The 15,878-nt window shown below is 42.1% G+C and carries 13 protein-coding genes; 2 read left to right on the plus strand and 11 right to left on the minus strand.

All coding sequences use genetic code 11. The annotated features are described in order from the left end of the window. Positions 1–22: 22 nt before the first annotated feature. From RHS_RS11470 to RHS_RS11495, 6 genes are all read right to left on the minus strand, one after another. A complete protein-coding gene (locus RHS_RS11470; RefSeq protein WP_044296331.1) occupies positions 23–1,066 on the minus strand; it encodes a substrate-binding domain-containing protein in 1,044 nt (347 codons plus the stop codon). After that, positions 1,063–2,661, minus strand: coding sequence for a response regulator (locus RHS_RS11475; RefSeq protein ID WP_047833249.1), 1,599 nt, complete (start codon positions 2,659–2,661; stop codon positions 1,063–1,065). The genes RHS_RS11470 and RHS_RS11475 overlap by 4 nt, the downstream gene beginning before the upstream one ends. Before the next feature lie 186 nt (positions 2,662–2,847). Next, the gene (locus RHS_RS11480) at positions 2,848–4,356 is read right to left on the minus strand and encodes a histidine kinase (protein WP_047833250.1); all 1,509 of its coding nucleotides are present in this window, start codon (positions 4,354–4,356) and stop codon (positions 2,848–2,850) included. Continuing rightward, the gene (locus RHS_RS11485; protein ID WP_044296333.1) at positions 4,310–5,332 is read right to left on the minus strand and encodes a substrate-binding domain-containing protein; all 1,023 of its coding nucleotides are present in this window, start codon (positions 5,330–5,332) and stop codon (positions 4,310–4,312) included. Before RHS_RS11485 ends, RHS_RS11480 begins: the two co-directional genes overlap by 47 nt. A gap of 135 nt (positions 5,333–5,467) precedes the next feature. Next, entirely contained in the window at positions 5,468–5,878 is a 411-nt protein-coding gene (locus RHS_RS11490; RefSeq protein WP_052377700.1) for a rubrerythrin family protein, read from the minus strand. An 82-nt stretch (positions 5,879–5,960) separates the two neighbouring features. Continuing rightward, complete coding sequence (locus RHS_RS11495) at positions 5,961–7,010, minus strand: uroporphyrinogen decarboxylase family protein (protein WP_047833251.1); 1,050 nt, start codon at positions 7,008–7,010, stop codon at positions 5,961–5,963. Positions 7,011–7,188: 178 nt separating this feature from the next. Between RHS_RS11495 and RHS_RS30855 the strand changes: the two genes are divergently transcribed. After that, positions 7,189–8,073: an AraC family transcriptional regulator gene (locus RHS_RS30855; RefSeq protein ID WP_138002132.1), complete on the plus strand. Its 885-nt coding sequence runs from the start codon at positions 7,189–7,191 to the stop codon at positions 8,071–8,073. 88 nt (positions 8,074–8,161) lie between these two features. Here RHS_RS30855 and RHS_RS11505 read toward each other — a convergent pair whose 3' ends face one another. Continuing rightward, a complete protein-coding gene (locus RHS_RS11505; RefSeq protein ID WP_047833252.1) occupies positions 8,162–10,252 on the minus strand; it encodes an exosporium glycoprotein BclB-related protein in 2,091 nt (696 codons plus the stop codon). A gap of 29 nt (positions 10,253–10,281) precedes the next feature. Further along, positions 10,282–11,352 carry a glycosyltransferase gene (locus tag RHS_RS11510; protein ID WP_027292951.1) on the minus strand — a complete coding sequence of 357 codons (1,071 nt, stop codon included), beginning with the start codon at positions 11,350–11,352 and terminating at the stop codon, positions 10,282–10,284. A gap of 273 nt (positions 11,353–11,625) precedes the next feature. Between RHS_RS11510 and RHS_RS11515 the strand changes: the two genes are divergently transcribed. Continuing rightward, positions 11,626–12,249 (plus strand): DUF4304 domain-containing protein, encoded by a 624-nt coding sequence (locus RHS_RS11515; RefSeq protein WP_027292952.1) that lies wholly within the window; start codon positions 11,626–11,628, stop codon positions 12,247–12,249. A 135-nt stretch (positions 12,250–12,384) separates the two neighbouring features. On the opposite strand, the gene RHS_RS11520 is transcribed toward RHS_RS11515, so the two are convergent. From RHS_RS11520 to RHS_RS11530, 3 genes are read right to left on the minus strand one after another with little or no spacing between them, the layout of a single operon-like run. After that, positions 12,385–13,275 (minus strand): carbohydrate ABC transporter permease, encoded by an 891-nt coding sequence (locus RHS_RS11520; protein ID WP_027292953.1) that lies wholly within the window; start codon positions 13,273–13,275, stop codon positions 12,385–12,387. 14 nt (positions 13,276–13,289) lie between these two features. Next, a complete protein-coding gene (locus RHS_RS11525; protein WP_047833253.1) occupies positions 13,290–14,201 on the minus strand; it encodes an ABC transporter permease subunit in 912 nt (303 codons plus the stop codon). A gap of 28 nt (positions 14,202–14,229) precedes the next feature. Next, a complete protein-coding gene (locus tag RHS_RS11530; protein ID WP_047833254.1) occupies positions 14,230–15,705 on the minus strand; it encodes a DUF3502 domain-containing protein in 1,476 nt (491 codons plus the stop codon). Positions 15,706–15,878 lie beyond the last annotated feature (173 nt).

Here is a 15,878-nt window from a genome sequence, read left to right on the forward strand (position 1 = left end):
ACATTTTTGTTGCAAAAAAATACTATAAATCCTTCACATTCAAATATACATCTTCTGCCGAATGAAAATCGCTGTCTATAATTTCTTTTTGCATATTATCTTTATTAACTGCTATCGGCATGAGCTTCATATAAGGCACGTTATAAGATCCGTCATATATGGTTTCATCTGTCTTAATTTCTTCTCCTTTTCCCATTTTAACGGCATATTCAGAAGCCGTTTTTGCCAGTAAATCCACAGATTTGTATACGGTTACTGCCTGGGTCCCTTCCACAATTCGCTGACAGGCGCTTAAATCCCCATCCTGTCCCACAAGTACTACCTTACCTGCCATCCGGTTTTCCGCCAAAGCGCGAAACGCCTGATTTGCCAAATCATCATTGCCGCACATTACACCGGCGATATCTCTGGTTTTTTCCAATCCCTTATTTACTTCATCATATGCAATTTCAGAAAGCCATCCCTCACAATTGGCACTGTACACGATATTCAGCCCGGAGCCATCGATTGCCTTCAGGAATCCTTCCTCTACCATAGAAACATTATGGTCTGTTACCGGTCCTTTAATCATGAAGATATTGCCGCCTTTTGGCAGATTTTCTGCCATTGCCTCTCCCATCAGCCGGCCTACCTCTTCATTATCAAAAGATAAATAAAGATCTACATCTGCATTTTCAATTAACCGGTCATAGGCTATAATCTTGATTCCTTCCGCTTTTGCTTTTTGTGTTACTTCAGAAATTGCTTTTCCATCTACCGCTATGATCACCAGGACATCTACTTGTTTCTTAATGCAGTAATCAATTTGGGCAATCTGCTGTTCCACATCTCCATTGGCATTTTGGACATTTACCTCCGCCCCTTTCATTCTGGCAAACCGTTCGAACACGTCCCGGTCTCTAAGCCACCTTTCGATTACAAAGGAATCAAAACAAAACCCTATCTGGATCTTACTGCTTCCGGTAACCTCATGCTGTATATCTTTTTGATTTTTTCCTGCACATCCTCCCAGAAATATACAAAAGCATAAACAATATGCCAGTAATTTCACATAATTTTTTCTCATCCACCTAACCTCTCCCTATATTCACTGGGTGTTACCCCTTCCTGTTTTTTGAAAATACGGCTGAAGTAATTGGGATCCCCATATCCTGACATCAGACAGATTTCCTTAATACTCAGCTCTGACCTTTTTAAAAACTCCTTAGCATTTCCGATTCTGGTTCTCGTTAGATACTCTATAAAATTTTCTCCGGCTTCTTCTTTAAATACTTTGCTGAAATAATAGGGGCTGATGTTTACCACTTTGGAGACATCGTCAAGGGAAATATCTCTGGAATAGTTCTCCTTAATATACTGCTTTGCCTTCCAAACGACACTTTCCGTCTGTTCTTCCTGCTTTCTTACAATATTGTGGCATACTTCTGTAATTTTATCTAAAAACCACCTGCGGAGATCAAGATAATCTTCAAATCCGGTCACCTGGGACAGATAGTCCCGTCGATAGCGGAATCCATAGGTCATCCCGCCATGTAAAAAGGCTTCTTTTTCTGCAACCATGACAAATTCCAGTACCTTGATCTGAATATCTTCTCTGCAGGCTTCATAATTTTGTACCATCCAGTCGAAAAAAACATTTGCCTGGGTTCTCGCTCCACCTATGTCTGCCTTGGCGATCATCTGAAACAACTTCTTTTCTGTTTCAACTGGATAATCTCCATCGTAATCGCAGCCGATTGGAAGATCCTCGATATGTGCCACTCTCCCCTTCCCCTCCTGGAGTGCTTTTACCGCTTCTTTGTAAGAATCCTGCAGTTCATCCATTGACTTCACTCTGCCTATTCCCGCTTTAAATCTTGCATCAATGCTTTTTTCCAGCCGCCGAATGAGATTCCTCATTTTCTCTATGACCTGAATCCGGTCGTCATATTCCAGTGCCGACTGGCTCCACGGAACATAAAGTGCGATTTTATTTGACATAATGGGACCGATACAGCAGCTGAAGTATCCTTTGACTACTTCCCTAAAATCATCATAAAAGCCCTGTGCTTTCACGCTCATTCCCACAGCATTTGTCAACATCCCATTTTCGATGGATTCCCCGAACTGGATTACCATCATAAATCCATAGTCATCTTCAATATCAAGCAGTTCTTTATAATTTCCGGTATCGGTGGGCAGGCCATCCTGCAATAACAGGTTGTAAATAAATCCGCTTTCAATAATAGGGATTACTGTTTCCAGCTTTTCCTGTATCTTCAGATTCTCACTGCGCTTTTTCCGCTCATCTTCTACCACGCCCATTGCTCTGACCAGTACGTCTATGATCACTTTCCGGTTTACAGGTTTCGTGAGATATTCCAATACCCCTAGATTGATAGATTCTTTAGCATAACCGAACTTATCATAAGCAGTAATTACAATAAATATGGTACTGCTGTTAAATTTCTGAATCTCTTTCATTGCCTGAATCCCATTAATTCCTGGCATCTGAATATCCATAAATGCAATATCCGGGCGGAATGTTTCCGCCAGTTCAATCACTGCCCTTCCGGTTTTTGCACAGGCAATCTCTACCTGCCCCTTAAAATTAGATTCGATTGTAGTTTTGAGGGACTCAAGCATAATCCCCTCATCATCTGCCAATAGTATTCTATACATCCTGTTCCTCCTCTTCCCTTGTACACTAGTGCCTCCCGGCGTAAATATGCCACTATATAGCACCCGCTATCCGCGCCAGCTGCACGTCTGTGAATCTAGTCGTAGCCCGCTACGCCGTCGATTCACAGACGCACACCTGACACAGATATCAGGCACTATATATCGACGTATTTACGCCGGGAGGCACTAGCAATTCTTCAGAGGGATTTTCAGCGTTACTTCTGTTCCCAGATCGATTCCTTCACTATGTATGGACAGTATCCCTTCTGTATTGTAATACAGTTCGAGCCGGTTGATCACATTATCCAGCCCGATTCCCGTTGAATCCGTTTCCATGCTGGTGCCAGCCGCTTTCTTCTCCATGACTTCCCGTATGCGTTCCTGCTCCATTCCCTTGCCATTATCTATAATGCGAATCTGTATTCCGTCCTCTGCACTTTCCACGATCATACGGATGGTTCCTTCCCAATCAATATTCCGGATACCATAATTTACCGCATTTTCTACAATGGGCTGAAGAATCATACTTGGTATCTTAACATCATGAAAAGAAGTGTCTACTTCTTTTGTAAAGTGAATATCCCCTGCAAACCGGACATTCAGGATATAGATATAGTTGTCCACGGTTTCGATTTCTTCTTCCAGTGTGGCATCTTCTGTCATTTTCCTTACATTATAGCGGAAGAAATCTGCCATGCGTTCTATAAACAGACAGGTCTTCTCAGCGTCTTCCATCATTGCAAGCTGCGCTCCCGCATTCAGCGAATTGAACAGGAAATGGGGATTAATCTGTGCCTGCAGATATTTCAGCTGCGCATCCTTGAGATGGGTCTCCATAAGCAGCTCCCGCTCCATCATCTTTTGTTCCTTCTCCATGCTTACCGTAATTTTGGCAATGTATTCTTTAATGCTGAATACCATCTGATTAAAAGCCTTCGCAACAATCCCCACCTCATCATTTCCGCTGACCTCTAACAGCGGGGCATCCAGATTTCCTGCCGCAACTTCATTTGCAGTCTTTGCCAGGCTGGATAATGGACGGATGATACTTCTTGTAATCAAAAACAATAAAAAGGTGTTGAAAATACAGACCAAAACCAGGATTATGGTACTTGCAATCTCCATAAAATTCAAAGATCCAAGCAAAACCTGATAGCTGTTGGAATTTGCCTTGAACTGCATGTTATTCAAACTGTAAATATAGGCGTTAATATATTGGTACAGCTTTTGCGCCTCCTGGTAAGAATCTTTATATTTCTGGGTATTACTGGCACGTTTTGCCTGAACGGTGGCATCCACAACTTTGAGATAGGTGTCGGACATATTTCTTATGTTTTTCTCCAGAAGTTTCATCTCGTTATCGGTAGTATCCGCATTCAGACGACTGATAAATTCCTGATAATTCTGGTTATTCCGATAATAATCTTCCAACGCATCAGAGCTTCTGGTCTTCAGATACTCGAAAATATCACCCTGCATATTTCCCAATGCATCTGACAAATCATTCAGACTTACATTACTTGCATAGATGCCGTCAATTTTCTGTATGGTCTGGTTTACTTCCCCATATAACAACAGGTTGCTGGTCAGCAATATAATAGAAGTAAAAGCAAAACTCAGCAAAAGCTTTGTACGGATGGATAAATTTTTAATGATTTGTCTGCTCTTCTTCACTTTCCAAATACTCCTGTACATTATTTTGGTTGATTAGATATAGGTCTACACTATTAAAGTCACTGACATACCCCATCTTGTCATACTCCAGCAATGCATCGATGCATTTTATTCCCATCTGTATTGTATCAATCTCAAAGGTGGCGGGAACCACATTTCTTTTGATTGCATTCAAAATCTTTTCCGAGGGGTGATAGCCTATGATTGCCACTTCTCCAACTTTATTATAATCAATCACAGCCTGATAGGCACATTCCGTATCCACCTCATCCAGGCAAACCAGAATATCCGGAAGCATATCTTCATCCCGGAAAATACTTCGAATGGTTTCTTCCGAGTCAAATGCAGTCTGGTTCTTTACCTGATAAGAAGCTATTTCTATCTTTGATTCCTTTCCCAATGCGTCCTTCACAGTTGTTTTCATTTGGGCAAACACAAGATTTTCATTTCCATTTTCCGTCTCTCCCTTTAATAATACCAATACCTTTTTGGTATCATCCTCTATGTTCCGAATGATCTCCTGTCCATACTCTTCACCCATCTGTACGCTGTTTATTCCAATGAAGCTTCTCCTCTTCGTCTGTGGTGCATCATCCAATACAGTTACAACAGGTATTGCCTCAGATGAGGCTTTGTTAATCAGGGTCTCTATCTTCTTACTTCCATCCGGATGGACGATGATTCCGTCTGCCTTTGCAGCAATTCCCACCTCCATCAGATCTTCTATTCCGTAATCCACCGACAGATCTGCACCTGCAAGTTCCAGATAGATTCCATTTTTTGCGGCTTCTTCTTTTGCACTGCTGTACACTGCCTGCCAAAAGGAGGATTTCATGTCTTCTGTAATAAGTACATAATGCTTCTCGTATTTTTGAAACTCATTTACCGGATCTAATTCACTTTGCCGGATCATGCGGTCATAATAAATCCAGCCTCCAGCCGTCACTGCCCCAAGCAAGAGTATTCCGGTAACGGCTGCGTATATTTGCTTTTTCATAATTTCCTCCGATTGTGCCATAAAATCCGCATTTATTTACTCATTATACTATATCAAAAATAAAAATAAAAGTGCCGGTTTACCTTATTGGTAAAACCGGCAAGTAATCTTTATTTCTATTTTTATTATTTTGTTTCAAAAAGTACCGCCTGACTTGATATTCTGAGCTATCTGTTCAAACCGGAAATCATGATGCCGGTCTGCTTCCGCAACGCCGCGGAACAGACGTGCCATATCATAAAATCCCTCTTTTCTTGCTGTATCTGCATACTCTTTATACCTCTGTGCCCAGTCAAAGTACTCTGTATGATAAGTATCCGCTACATTTTCATAAGTACCCGGTACTGCTCCCATATTCAGCTGCTCTAACCAGAGTCTGGCATTTTTCAGTTCATCATCGGCTGTCTCTGAAAAAGCCCCGCTGATATCCTGATATCCATCTGCTTTTGCTATCTCACTGTATATTCTGTATTTTGAACTGTTCTTTAGTTTCTCTTCATAAGCAGTCTGAAGATTTTTATATGTTTGGCTTTCTATAAATTCCATAATATCCGCCCAAATAATGATTTATAACATTGTATGTATTATTTATAACTTATTTACTAATATATACAAAATTACAAAAAATTTATTCACCCCTAAACTGTCGGACGATTTCAATCATATTCAGGTAACCTTCTGTGGGCACATAGTCCGGAATGGAATTTCCTGTTCCAGCGGCTATTCCGCCATGTCCTTTACACTGTTTCAAAATATCTGTTATATATTCTCTCATCTCTTCTTTGGAGGCATGACAAATTATATCCACATCAAATCCTCCGAAGTTCCCGATTCTGTTCCCGTAACGCTTTACCCATTCCGGAAATGGTGCGATCTGGTCTTCGTTTGAATGCTTTGCATCGATTCCTATTTTATCAATTATATCATCCATAACGGAAAATATACTGCCGCAGGAATGTAATAAAAATGGCTTATTGTATGAATGCACCAAATCCACAATTGGCTTATAGCGCGGCAGTATCAAGTCTTTAATATCATCAGAGGATAATAACGTATTACTCTTATAACCCAGATCATCTCCAAAACGGAGTACACAATAGATATCTCCAAATTCCTTCATAAACCGCGTCCATATTTTATAATTGGTCTCTCCCACTTTTTGGAACAATTCACGGTAAAGTTCTTCATCATCAGCCGCTATATAGCACAATTCCTGAAAGCCTGTCACTTCCTGGACGCATTCGAAAATGCCGTTTCCCACACCGCCGATTGCTTTCATCCCTTCCGGCATGCATTTTCTTAATGCTTGAAAGTACCTGCTGTTCTTCTTAAAATAATATTCCGGTATCTCATCCCAGGGATAATGGTCAAAGTCATCCCGGTCCTTAATAACCGGATCGACCCGGCTGTCACCAAGGGCACCGCTTCCAGGCATAACAGTACCAATGCACTCTTCGAAAGTTACTACATCATACCCATATTTTTTGAAAAAGCTGCAATACGTGGCAAAAAACTCTTCTACATCTTTGTCATCTCCTTTATAAAGCCCTTCCATATCTTTTCCCATAATTTCTCCTATTTTTTTATAAGATACATTATGTTCATATAAAGGCAGCCTGACTGCCTCCTGATTTTTGGCAGCCTGAACAACATATTGGTAATTAGGTTGAAATTCCATGTATTTCTCCTCTCTGTTTTTTGTTTTTGTTTATTTATACAACATGCATAATTTATTTTTGTTTTACACTATTACATTATTGACTATTTACAATATTCATTATATGATTATTAAAAAAATAATGCAATCAGTTACATACACTGTACAAAATTAAAGGTCGTAAAGGAGAAGATTTATAGTGGAACCAACGAACTGGAAAGATGAATATTTTAAATCCGATGTACGTACTGTTCTGGCAGAGGAACAACTGCAGATACCCGGGCTTCGGATTCTTGCAAAACACACTTTAAGAAATGCCATTCCGCCTCTTAACTGGCATTACCATGAAAATGCCTTTGAAATTACCATGTGTACAAAGGGCGCACTTTCTTTTTCCAGTACTGATTCCAATTATAAAATCTCCGGAGGCGATGTTTTTATTACCACCCCAAACGAAATTCACAGTACCGATGAAGTTCCACTGTCCCTGGGGGAAGTATACTGGTTCCAGTTAGAAATCAGTGATCCCTCGCGATTCTTATTTTTGGAACCAGGCGCAGCCGAAGCACTTATCGCCGGACTTAACGAAATTTCTCACCACGTTGTGAAAATAAATGCGAAGGAATCCGAGTACCTTACACAAGCTTTTTATTTTGCGCAGACAGAAGGAAACCCATATGTAGTGGCTAGTTTCATCAACTTGTTTTTACATATTCTCATACTTGCTTCACAAAAAACAAAATTTCAGCTTACTCCGGATATCGGGAGATCCTTAAATTATATTATGGATCATTTGACAGTGGAGATTTCACTGGATGAGCTTGCTGCCCAGTGTCTTCTTTCAATCTCTCAATATAAACAAAAGTTTAAAAAACAGATTGGCATCTCTCCCCGAAACTTTATTAACCAGCAGAAAATAGAACTTGCCAAGTCTATGCTATTAGACGATAATTCCATTACTGATACTGCCATGGGTCTGGGGTTTAATACCAGCAGCTATTTTGCTACGGTGTTTAAACGTTATACATTTTATACTCCTACTGAATTTTTAGCAAATCATAAGAAAAAACCGGATATAGATTGAATCAGTTAAGGCTGCCACATTTGCGGCAGCCTTCTTTATCAAATTCAGTTTATCATAGCTCTTCTAAAAAACCGTATATTAATTTAAATTATACAATTGAGAGGCCTGCACTTGCATAACCAACTACGGAATTCACTAATGTCAATCCGGTAGCGGATGCTGAAAATACAAGCAGCAATCTTGTCTGCGCAGTGACTGCAATATTTAATCCGGTTGTGATACCATTACTGATATTTCCAATGGATATAAGTCCGGTTAACGCCGGAGCCAGAGTCACGATTGCACCTGGTATAGGTGAAAAGATATTGTTCGGTGTAACAGACTGGTACAACTGTGCCTGGATGGTAACGGTACTGCCAACCAGAGTAAGTGCCAGGGTGGTACTGAAATATGCGCTCAATGCAGTTATTGTTCCTGCTCTTGGAACAGAAAATGCAAAGTTGGTCAATGTGCCTGCAGCATTTGTTAAATCAATTGTCGTACCTAATATTCCTACGGAAGGTGCTGATGATCCAAATCCAATCAGACTTGGGATACCTACCAGTCCTCCTGCAATAGTAGTCATTGTAATCGGGATGCCGGATGAAAATGGGATGATAGCTCCACCGCCATTTAAGCCTGCTGCTCCGGTAGCCCCTGTGGCACCGGTAGCTCCCGTTGGGCCTGTAGCTCCTGTGGGACCTGTAGCTCCATTCGCTCCGGTATTTCCCGTGGCTCCTGTTGGACCTGTGGCTCCATCCGCTCCGGTATTTCCTGTGGCTCCCGTGGCTCCCGTTGGGCCTGCCACTCCGTCAGCCCCAGTGTTTCCGGTTGCTCCGGTTGGACCTGTAGCTCCATTCGCTCCAGTATTTCCCGTCGCTCCTGTGGGTCCTACTGCTCCATCCGCTCCAGTATTTCCTGTCGCTCCGGTGGCTCCTGTCGGACCTGCTGCTCCGTCAGCTCCGGTATTTCCCGTCGCTCCTGTGGGACCCGTCACTCCGATTGCTCCGGTATTTCCTGTTGCTCCTGTGGGACCTGTAGCTCCGTCAGCTCCGGTGTTACCCGTTGCCCCTGTGGCTCCCGTTGGACCTGCTTCTCCGTCAGCTCCGGTATTTCCCGTTGCTCCGGTCGGGCCAGTCGCTCCGGCTGCTCCCGTATTTCCCGTTGCCCCTGTGGCTCCGGCGGGACCTGCGGCTCCAGTTGCTCCGGTGTTTCCCGTCGCCCCTGTCGGGCCGGTTACTCCGGTTGCTCCGGCTGTTCCTGTGGCTCCTGTTGGGCCTGTAGCTCCGGCTGCTCCCGTGTTTCCTGTCGCTCCTGTGGCTCCCGTTGGACCTGCCTCTCCGTCAGCTCCGGTGTTTCCTGTTGCTCCTGTCGGGCCGGTTACTCCGGTTGCTCCAGCTGTTCCGGTTGCTCCGGTTGGGCCTGTAGCTCCGGCTGCTCCCGTGTTTCCCGTCGCTCCGGTGGCTCCTGTTGGGCCTGCCTCTCCGTCAGCTCCGGTGTTTCCTGTTGCTCCTGTCGGGCCGGTTACTCCGGTTGCTCCAGCTGTTCCGGTTGCTCCGGTTGGGCCTGTAGCTCCGGCTGCTCCCGTGTTTCCCGTCGCTCCGGCTGCTCCCGTGTTTCCCGTCGCTCCGGCTGCTCCGGTATTTCCCGTTGCACCTGTGGCTCCGGCGGGACCTGCTGCTCCATTCGCTCCGGTATTTCCCGTTGCTCCTGTAGGACCTGTGGCTCCATTCGCTCCGGCTGCTCCCGTGGCTCCCGTTGGACCTGTCACACCATTGGCTCCTGTATTTCCTGTCGCACCGGTGGCTCCAGTTGGACCGGCTGCTCCGGCGGCACCTGTGGCTCCTGTGGCTCCGGTTGGACCCGTTACTCCATTTGCACCTGTGGCACCTGTTACTCCGGTAGGACCTGTCACCCCGTTAGCTCCGGTATTTCCTGTTGCCCCTGTGGGGCCTGTTGGACCTGCCGCTCCGGCTGCTCCGGTATTTCCCGTGGCTCCGGTTGGGCCTGTGGCTCCCGTGGCTCCGGTAGCTCCCGTTGGGCCTGTAGGTCCCGTAATTCCGCTGTTTCCTGTACAACCTGTACAGCAATGAGGCTTACAGGTTAATCTGATTGTCTCGCATGCTTCCACATCATTTGGTTGTTGATCGCTGCCACAATTATCATGGCAGCCATAACGACTCTCAAAATCATTCGACATTATATTCTTCCTCCACTCTGAAATAAATTTTAGTTTCGTTTCCCAAAAAACTCCTTGTTACTTAAATAGGAGGGATGATTTGGTCTCACTTTTCCCGCAGACTCATTATACATCACCGCCTTTTCATTATCGCCAAGCGCATAAAAGCATACGCACAGCTGAATAAACGGGATGAAATCATAACAATCTGTTTGTACAAAAGTCCCTTTGTCATCCACTCTTTTACAAGACAGCGCCAACCTATACCAGTAAACCGCTAACTGATATTGTTTTAGATCCAGAAAATGCTTGCCAATATCGCAGCACACTTCCGCTCTTGGCTCATCATATTCAAAACTTCTGAAATAACAAGACAGCGCTTCTTCCGGCTTCCCCAGCTGATAGTCACAATATCCCATAAACTGACAAGCCGAAATATTATTTTCAATCCACCCCTGCTTCCCATCCAGAAATTCTTTGAATTGTCCATAGGACTCTTCATATTTTCCATGGTAATAGAGTTCCCTCGCATAGTAAAACTGTTCTCTAGGTACTAAAACTTCGCCATTATTAACCATATTTTGAAAAATCCTCAGATTTCTCATAGGGTCTGCCACTTTTAACTTTCTGTGTGAAATTGCAATATCGCTATATTCAATCAAACCAGATGGAGATATAGCTTCATGAATGGCTCCTTTCCATTGAAAGGAATCAGAACGACGCAATAGTCTTTCTCGATAATATGTGAAGATAGGTTTACCATCCTCATCAAATGCAGTATTATATTTCATCATCACAACAGAAACAGTTGGATTCAGGTTTTTCTTCAGCTCCAGGAGCTTATCCTGATCCTCCTGCAACAGTACATCATCTGCATCCAGCCACATACAATATTCGCATGAAGCTTTTGAAAAAGAATAATTTCTGGCTTTCGAAAAATCATCGCACCATTCAAAATCATACACCTGCTCCGTAAATTTCTTTGCAATTTCTTTTGTAGCATCTGTTGAACCGGTATCTACGATGATGAGTTCATCAGCAATTTCTCTTACCGTAGATAAGCATCTTTCCAGAACACATTCCTCATTTTTAACAATCATACATACACTTATCGTGACCATTTGCATTTCCTCCTTTTTTAAAATATGCTTCTACCCGCAAAGAAGGAACAAATTGGTCATGTCAAAAAATCTACTATTTAATACATTTTTCAACAAAAATCCAGAATTCTATTGTATAATACAAATTATGCGCTGATTTATAACCCTGCTTTTTAAACGCAGCAGTAATTTTAAAACAGGCTCTAAGATTATCTCAGCCAAATGAAAGTGAAATCATCATTAGAATATAACAAGGGAGGGAGTCACATTCATATTTCAAAATCTGCCGGCTTTATGGATAGCAAAGATGATCCTATCGCCTACAATGATTTAAATCAGAAAGTAAAAGTTTTAATAAGAAATATCTTTGAAGAAACATTCAAACCTCTTGGTTTCAGACGGAATGGACAGAATTTCAGATTATATCAGGACAACGGTTTATGTAAAATCGTTAATTTCCAGAAATACAGATATCATCATAACCAGAACTGTAGTTTTACCGTTAATATTGGTTTATATTTTGAAAAAAATATGGTAATCCAAAACAAAAATTTTTGTGAATCCCAATGCCAGATTAAAATACGGCCATATCACGAATTCTATGGAGAAGAAAAATGGTGGTCTGTTAATGACGATCATAATTTTGATCAGTTTACAAATGAGGTCCGTTCCTTTTTGGAAAATCGTGCTCTGCCCTGGCTGAATGAATTTGAAAAAAAGGAAGATGTAATTGCAGAAATGCTAGACAAGAAGGCTATAGAAAAATATAATTATTATCTGCTGCATTATGACAATGCCTGTTTGCTGGCAGAATGCGGCTACCAGGCACAACTATATCCCTTACTCCTGGAAAATCAGGAAAATAATAATACTCCGGAGATGGAAGAGCTCATCCGGCATATTAAAAATACATTATAGCTGTCTTATATCAGGATACAGATAATTCCGCCCGTCTAATCAGATTGCATTGATCAGGCCCGGCGGAATTATTCTATTCAATATTTAACTTAATACAAAAGAGCACCGTTTTCCGAATCCTCTTTGTGTGACGCGTTACCCCTTCACTGCGCCAATAGCAATCCCCTTTGCAAAATATTTCTGCAAAAATGGATAACAGCACAAAATAGGTACCATCGCTACAAATGCAATTGCCATACGAACCGAAGCTGAAGGAATATTAGCTGCCGCTACTGACCCTCCGCCGGACATGCCGCTTGACAGTACTTTTATATCGGTTATCATTTTATTCAATAAATTCTGGATGCCATAAAGATTTGTATCCCGGACATAGTACAAGCCGTTTGTCCAGTCATTCCAATACCCCAAACCTGCAAACAGTCCCATCGCAACCAGAATTGGTTTGCCAAGCGGAAGCACAATTGTCCCAAAAATACGAAACTGACTGGCACCGTCTATTTGAGCCGCTTCAAACAGCGCATCCGGAATGCTGTTTGCAAAAAAGGTACGTATAAGCAGCACATTCATGGCACTCATGAGAAATCCCGGCATAATATAAGCCCAAATTGTATTATTAATATGGAATGTTCCCGACCACATTAGATAACTTGGTACTAATCCACCATTGAACAGCATGGTGAAAAATACATAAAATGTAATTACTCTCTTAAATGGCAGATTCTTCAGGGATAACGGATATGCTAAAAGTGCACTGAGCAAAGTGTTTCCCACCGTTCCGATCACCGTAACCAGAATCGTAATACCATATGCCCGAAAAACGCCGGCTGCATTTTTTAAGATATAACCATAGGCTTCCAGGCTGACCTCCTTTGGAAAAAAGGAATAACCATCCCGGATTAATGCGTTTTCCGAGGTAATGGAGGACATAAACAATAAAATAAACGGTATAATGATCAGGATTGTCACGATTGCCATGACCGTATTTGCCAAAACCTGAAATCTTAGGCTGCTTTTACTCTGTATCATTGATCAATTCCTCCTTAAAACAGTGCATTTTCTTTACTAAACCTGCGAACTGCCATATTAGCGGTCAGTACCAGGATAAATCCAATCACGGACTGATAGAATCCGGCAGCAGAAGCCATGCCGATATTTCCAACCTGAAGTAATCCCCGGTAAACATAAGTGTCAATAACATTGGTGGTGCTGAACAACTGACCGGAATTCTGGGTTACCTGATAGAACAGTCCGAAATCTGCATAGAAAATTCTACCAATGTTAAGCAAAGTTAATGTAATGATACTGGGGGCAATACTTGGCAGCGTAATATATTTGATCTGCTCCCATTTACTGGCTCCATCCAGTTCTGCCGCTTCGTAAAAAACCGGATCTATCCCGGTAATACTGGAAATATAAATCAGGCATCCATAGCCTACACCCTTCCAGCAATTGACAATTACTAGAATAACAGGCCAATATTTAGGCTCCTGATACCAGGCAACCGGTTCTTTGCCCAGCGCCGGAAGAATTGTATTATTCATTAATCCATTATCCGCGCTGAAAAATGCAAATGTAATATAACTCACGATAACGATTGACATCAGAAATGGCAGCAGGATTGCACTTTGGTATACCGTCTTCAGCTTTTTATTTCGCACATCACAGATAAATATTGCAAATATGATACCCAAAACTGTATTCAGTGTTATAAAAACCATATTATACAGAAGGGTATTCCTGGTTATCGCAAATGCATCCTTTAACAGGTATTCAAAGTTTTTAAAGCCTACCCAGGGGCTTCCAAATATGCCGTCTACTACATTAAAATTTTTAAAAGCTACCACAAGGCCCGCCATTGGCACATAATTATTGATGAACAGATAGATCAGACCCGGCGCCATCATTAAGAACAGCGGAAACCACTTTTTTATCTGATACTTTTTTGCAGTCATTTTACAGCCTCCTATCCCAATCTCCGGTTTATTTCTGATCACTTAACCATTTGTCAAACTGTTCCTGTTTTTCCGCGATTACTTTATCTATTCCTGCGTCTTTCAGTGCCTGGATAAATTCTGGCAATGTTTTTTCCGGATCTACTGTACCGGAACCCAGAGCAGAGATATACTGGGATTTTACGTTGCTGAGTGCTGATATTTCATTACTCACTCCGGAAGGATCATAGGTAAATCCAAAAGCTTTTGATTTCAGTGCCTTATCATTCATTTCTTTCGTTTCTTTCCAGACATCCGGGTCATCCCCCTCCCAGATATACATATCGAACTGATTAAATAACTGCCATCCTTCATTTAAGTGATAGGCTGCATTTTCACTGGTTACCCCTTCCGGATAGGTAATGATCCCCTTTTCCTCATCGGCAACTACATAGTCTTTGCCCTCTTCTCCCCAGTTCAGTAAGTTCAGAATATCTGTATTTCCATAAATGTAATCCAGGCACTGCATGGTTTTTGCCGGATCTTTCGTTGCATTGCTGATTCCATAGGTAAGCCAGGATACGGAACCGCTGAACAGCTCTCCAATAGGAACAATTTCCATATCATAATTACAAAGTGCTTTTGCCCTCTGGTCATATCCCGGTTTGGTCGGACTGAAATAAGAGAAAGCAGAACCAGCCTTGACCTGTGCCTCATTCCCGTCGGTGGTGGTTGCCCCGTCCGGTGAAATATATCCTTTTTGCTGCCAGTCATGAAGTTTTAATATCAGATTTTTATAAGTATCCGTTTCATAATAGTTTACTACTTCCGTACTCTGCCCGCTGTCCATTAACACACCATAGCCATCTGTCAGTGGATCCATTACTTCATATTTCACATCCGGTGTGGTTCCATTACAGCTTGCAATCATATACATATCCGGATTTGCTTCTTTTACTTTTGCATAAACAGCATCCAGATCTTCGTATGACTTAATTGCTGAAGAATCAATACTAAGCTCATCTATAATGTCCTTACGCATTACCACCGCACTTTGGGTAAACCATTCTCTTGCTGTAGTAACACCATATACATAGCCATTAATATTAGATGCTTTTACTACTTCTTCTCCAAGAATCTTTTTCATATTTGTACCATACTGGTCTATTAATTCATTCATATCAATTACCTGTTTTGCATTTACCACAGAACTTGCCTGATCTATAAGCACCGGTACAATATCCATCTTTTCCCCTCCGGAAAGTACCAGTTTTAATGTCTCAGCATAAGAACCCCAGCTGATGGGCGCAAGTTCAATTTCCATATTGATGTCTTTACGCATAATTTCGTTCACAGCATTTTGAATTCTGTCTGTATCCGGCTGCTTATCTCCGATATATGCCAGTGTCACCTTATAAATTTCACTGTCTCCCGCGCTTCCTTTGTCTTCTTTTTTCCCACATCCGGAAGCTCCTGTGAGCAACAAAACCCCCGCCAACAATATTGATAATAATCTTTTTTTCATTTCCTTCCACCTCTCGTTTTTATTCATTTGATATCCCCGTCGCTTGCTGTGGGGTAATTGACTTGATGAGGCAATTATATATATTTTCCTATGTGAAATATATCATAATCAGGACATTTTTCTAACAAAAACTAGACACAAATTCAAAACATCTCTATTTTTTGCTATACAGA

It is taken from the genome of Robinsoniella sp. RHS, assembly GCF_001029355.1.
GTDB classification, from domain to species: domain Bacteria; phylum Bacillota; class Clostridia; order Lachnospirales; family Lachnospiraceae; genus Robinsoniella; species Robinsoniella peoriensis.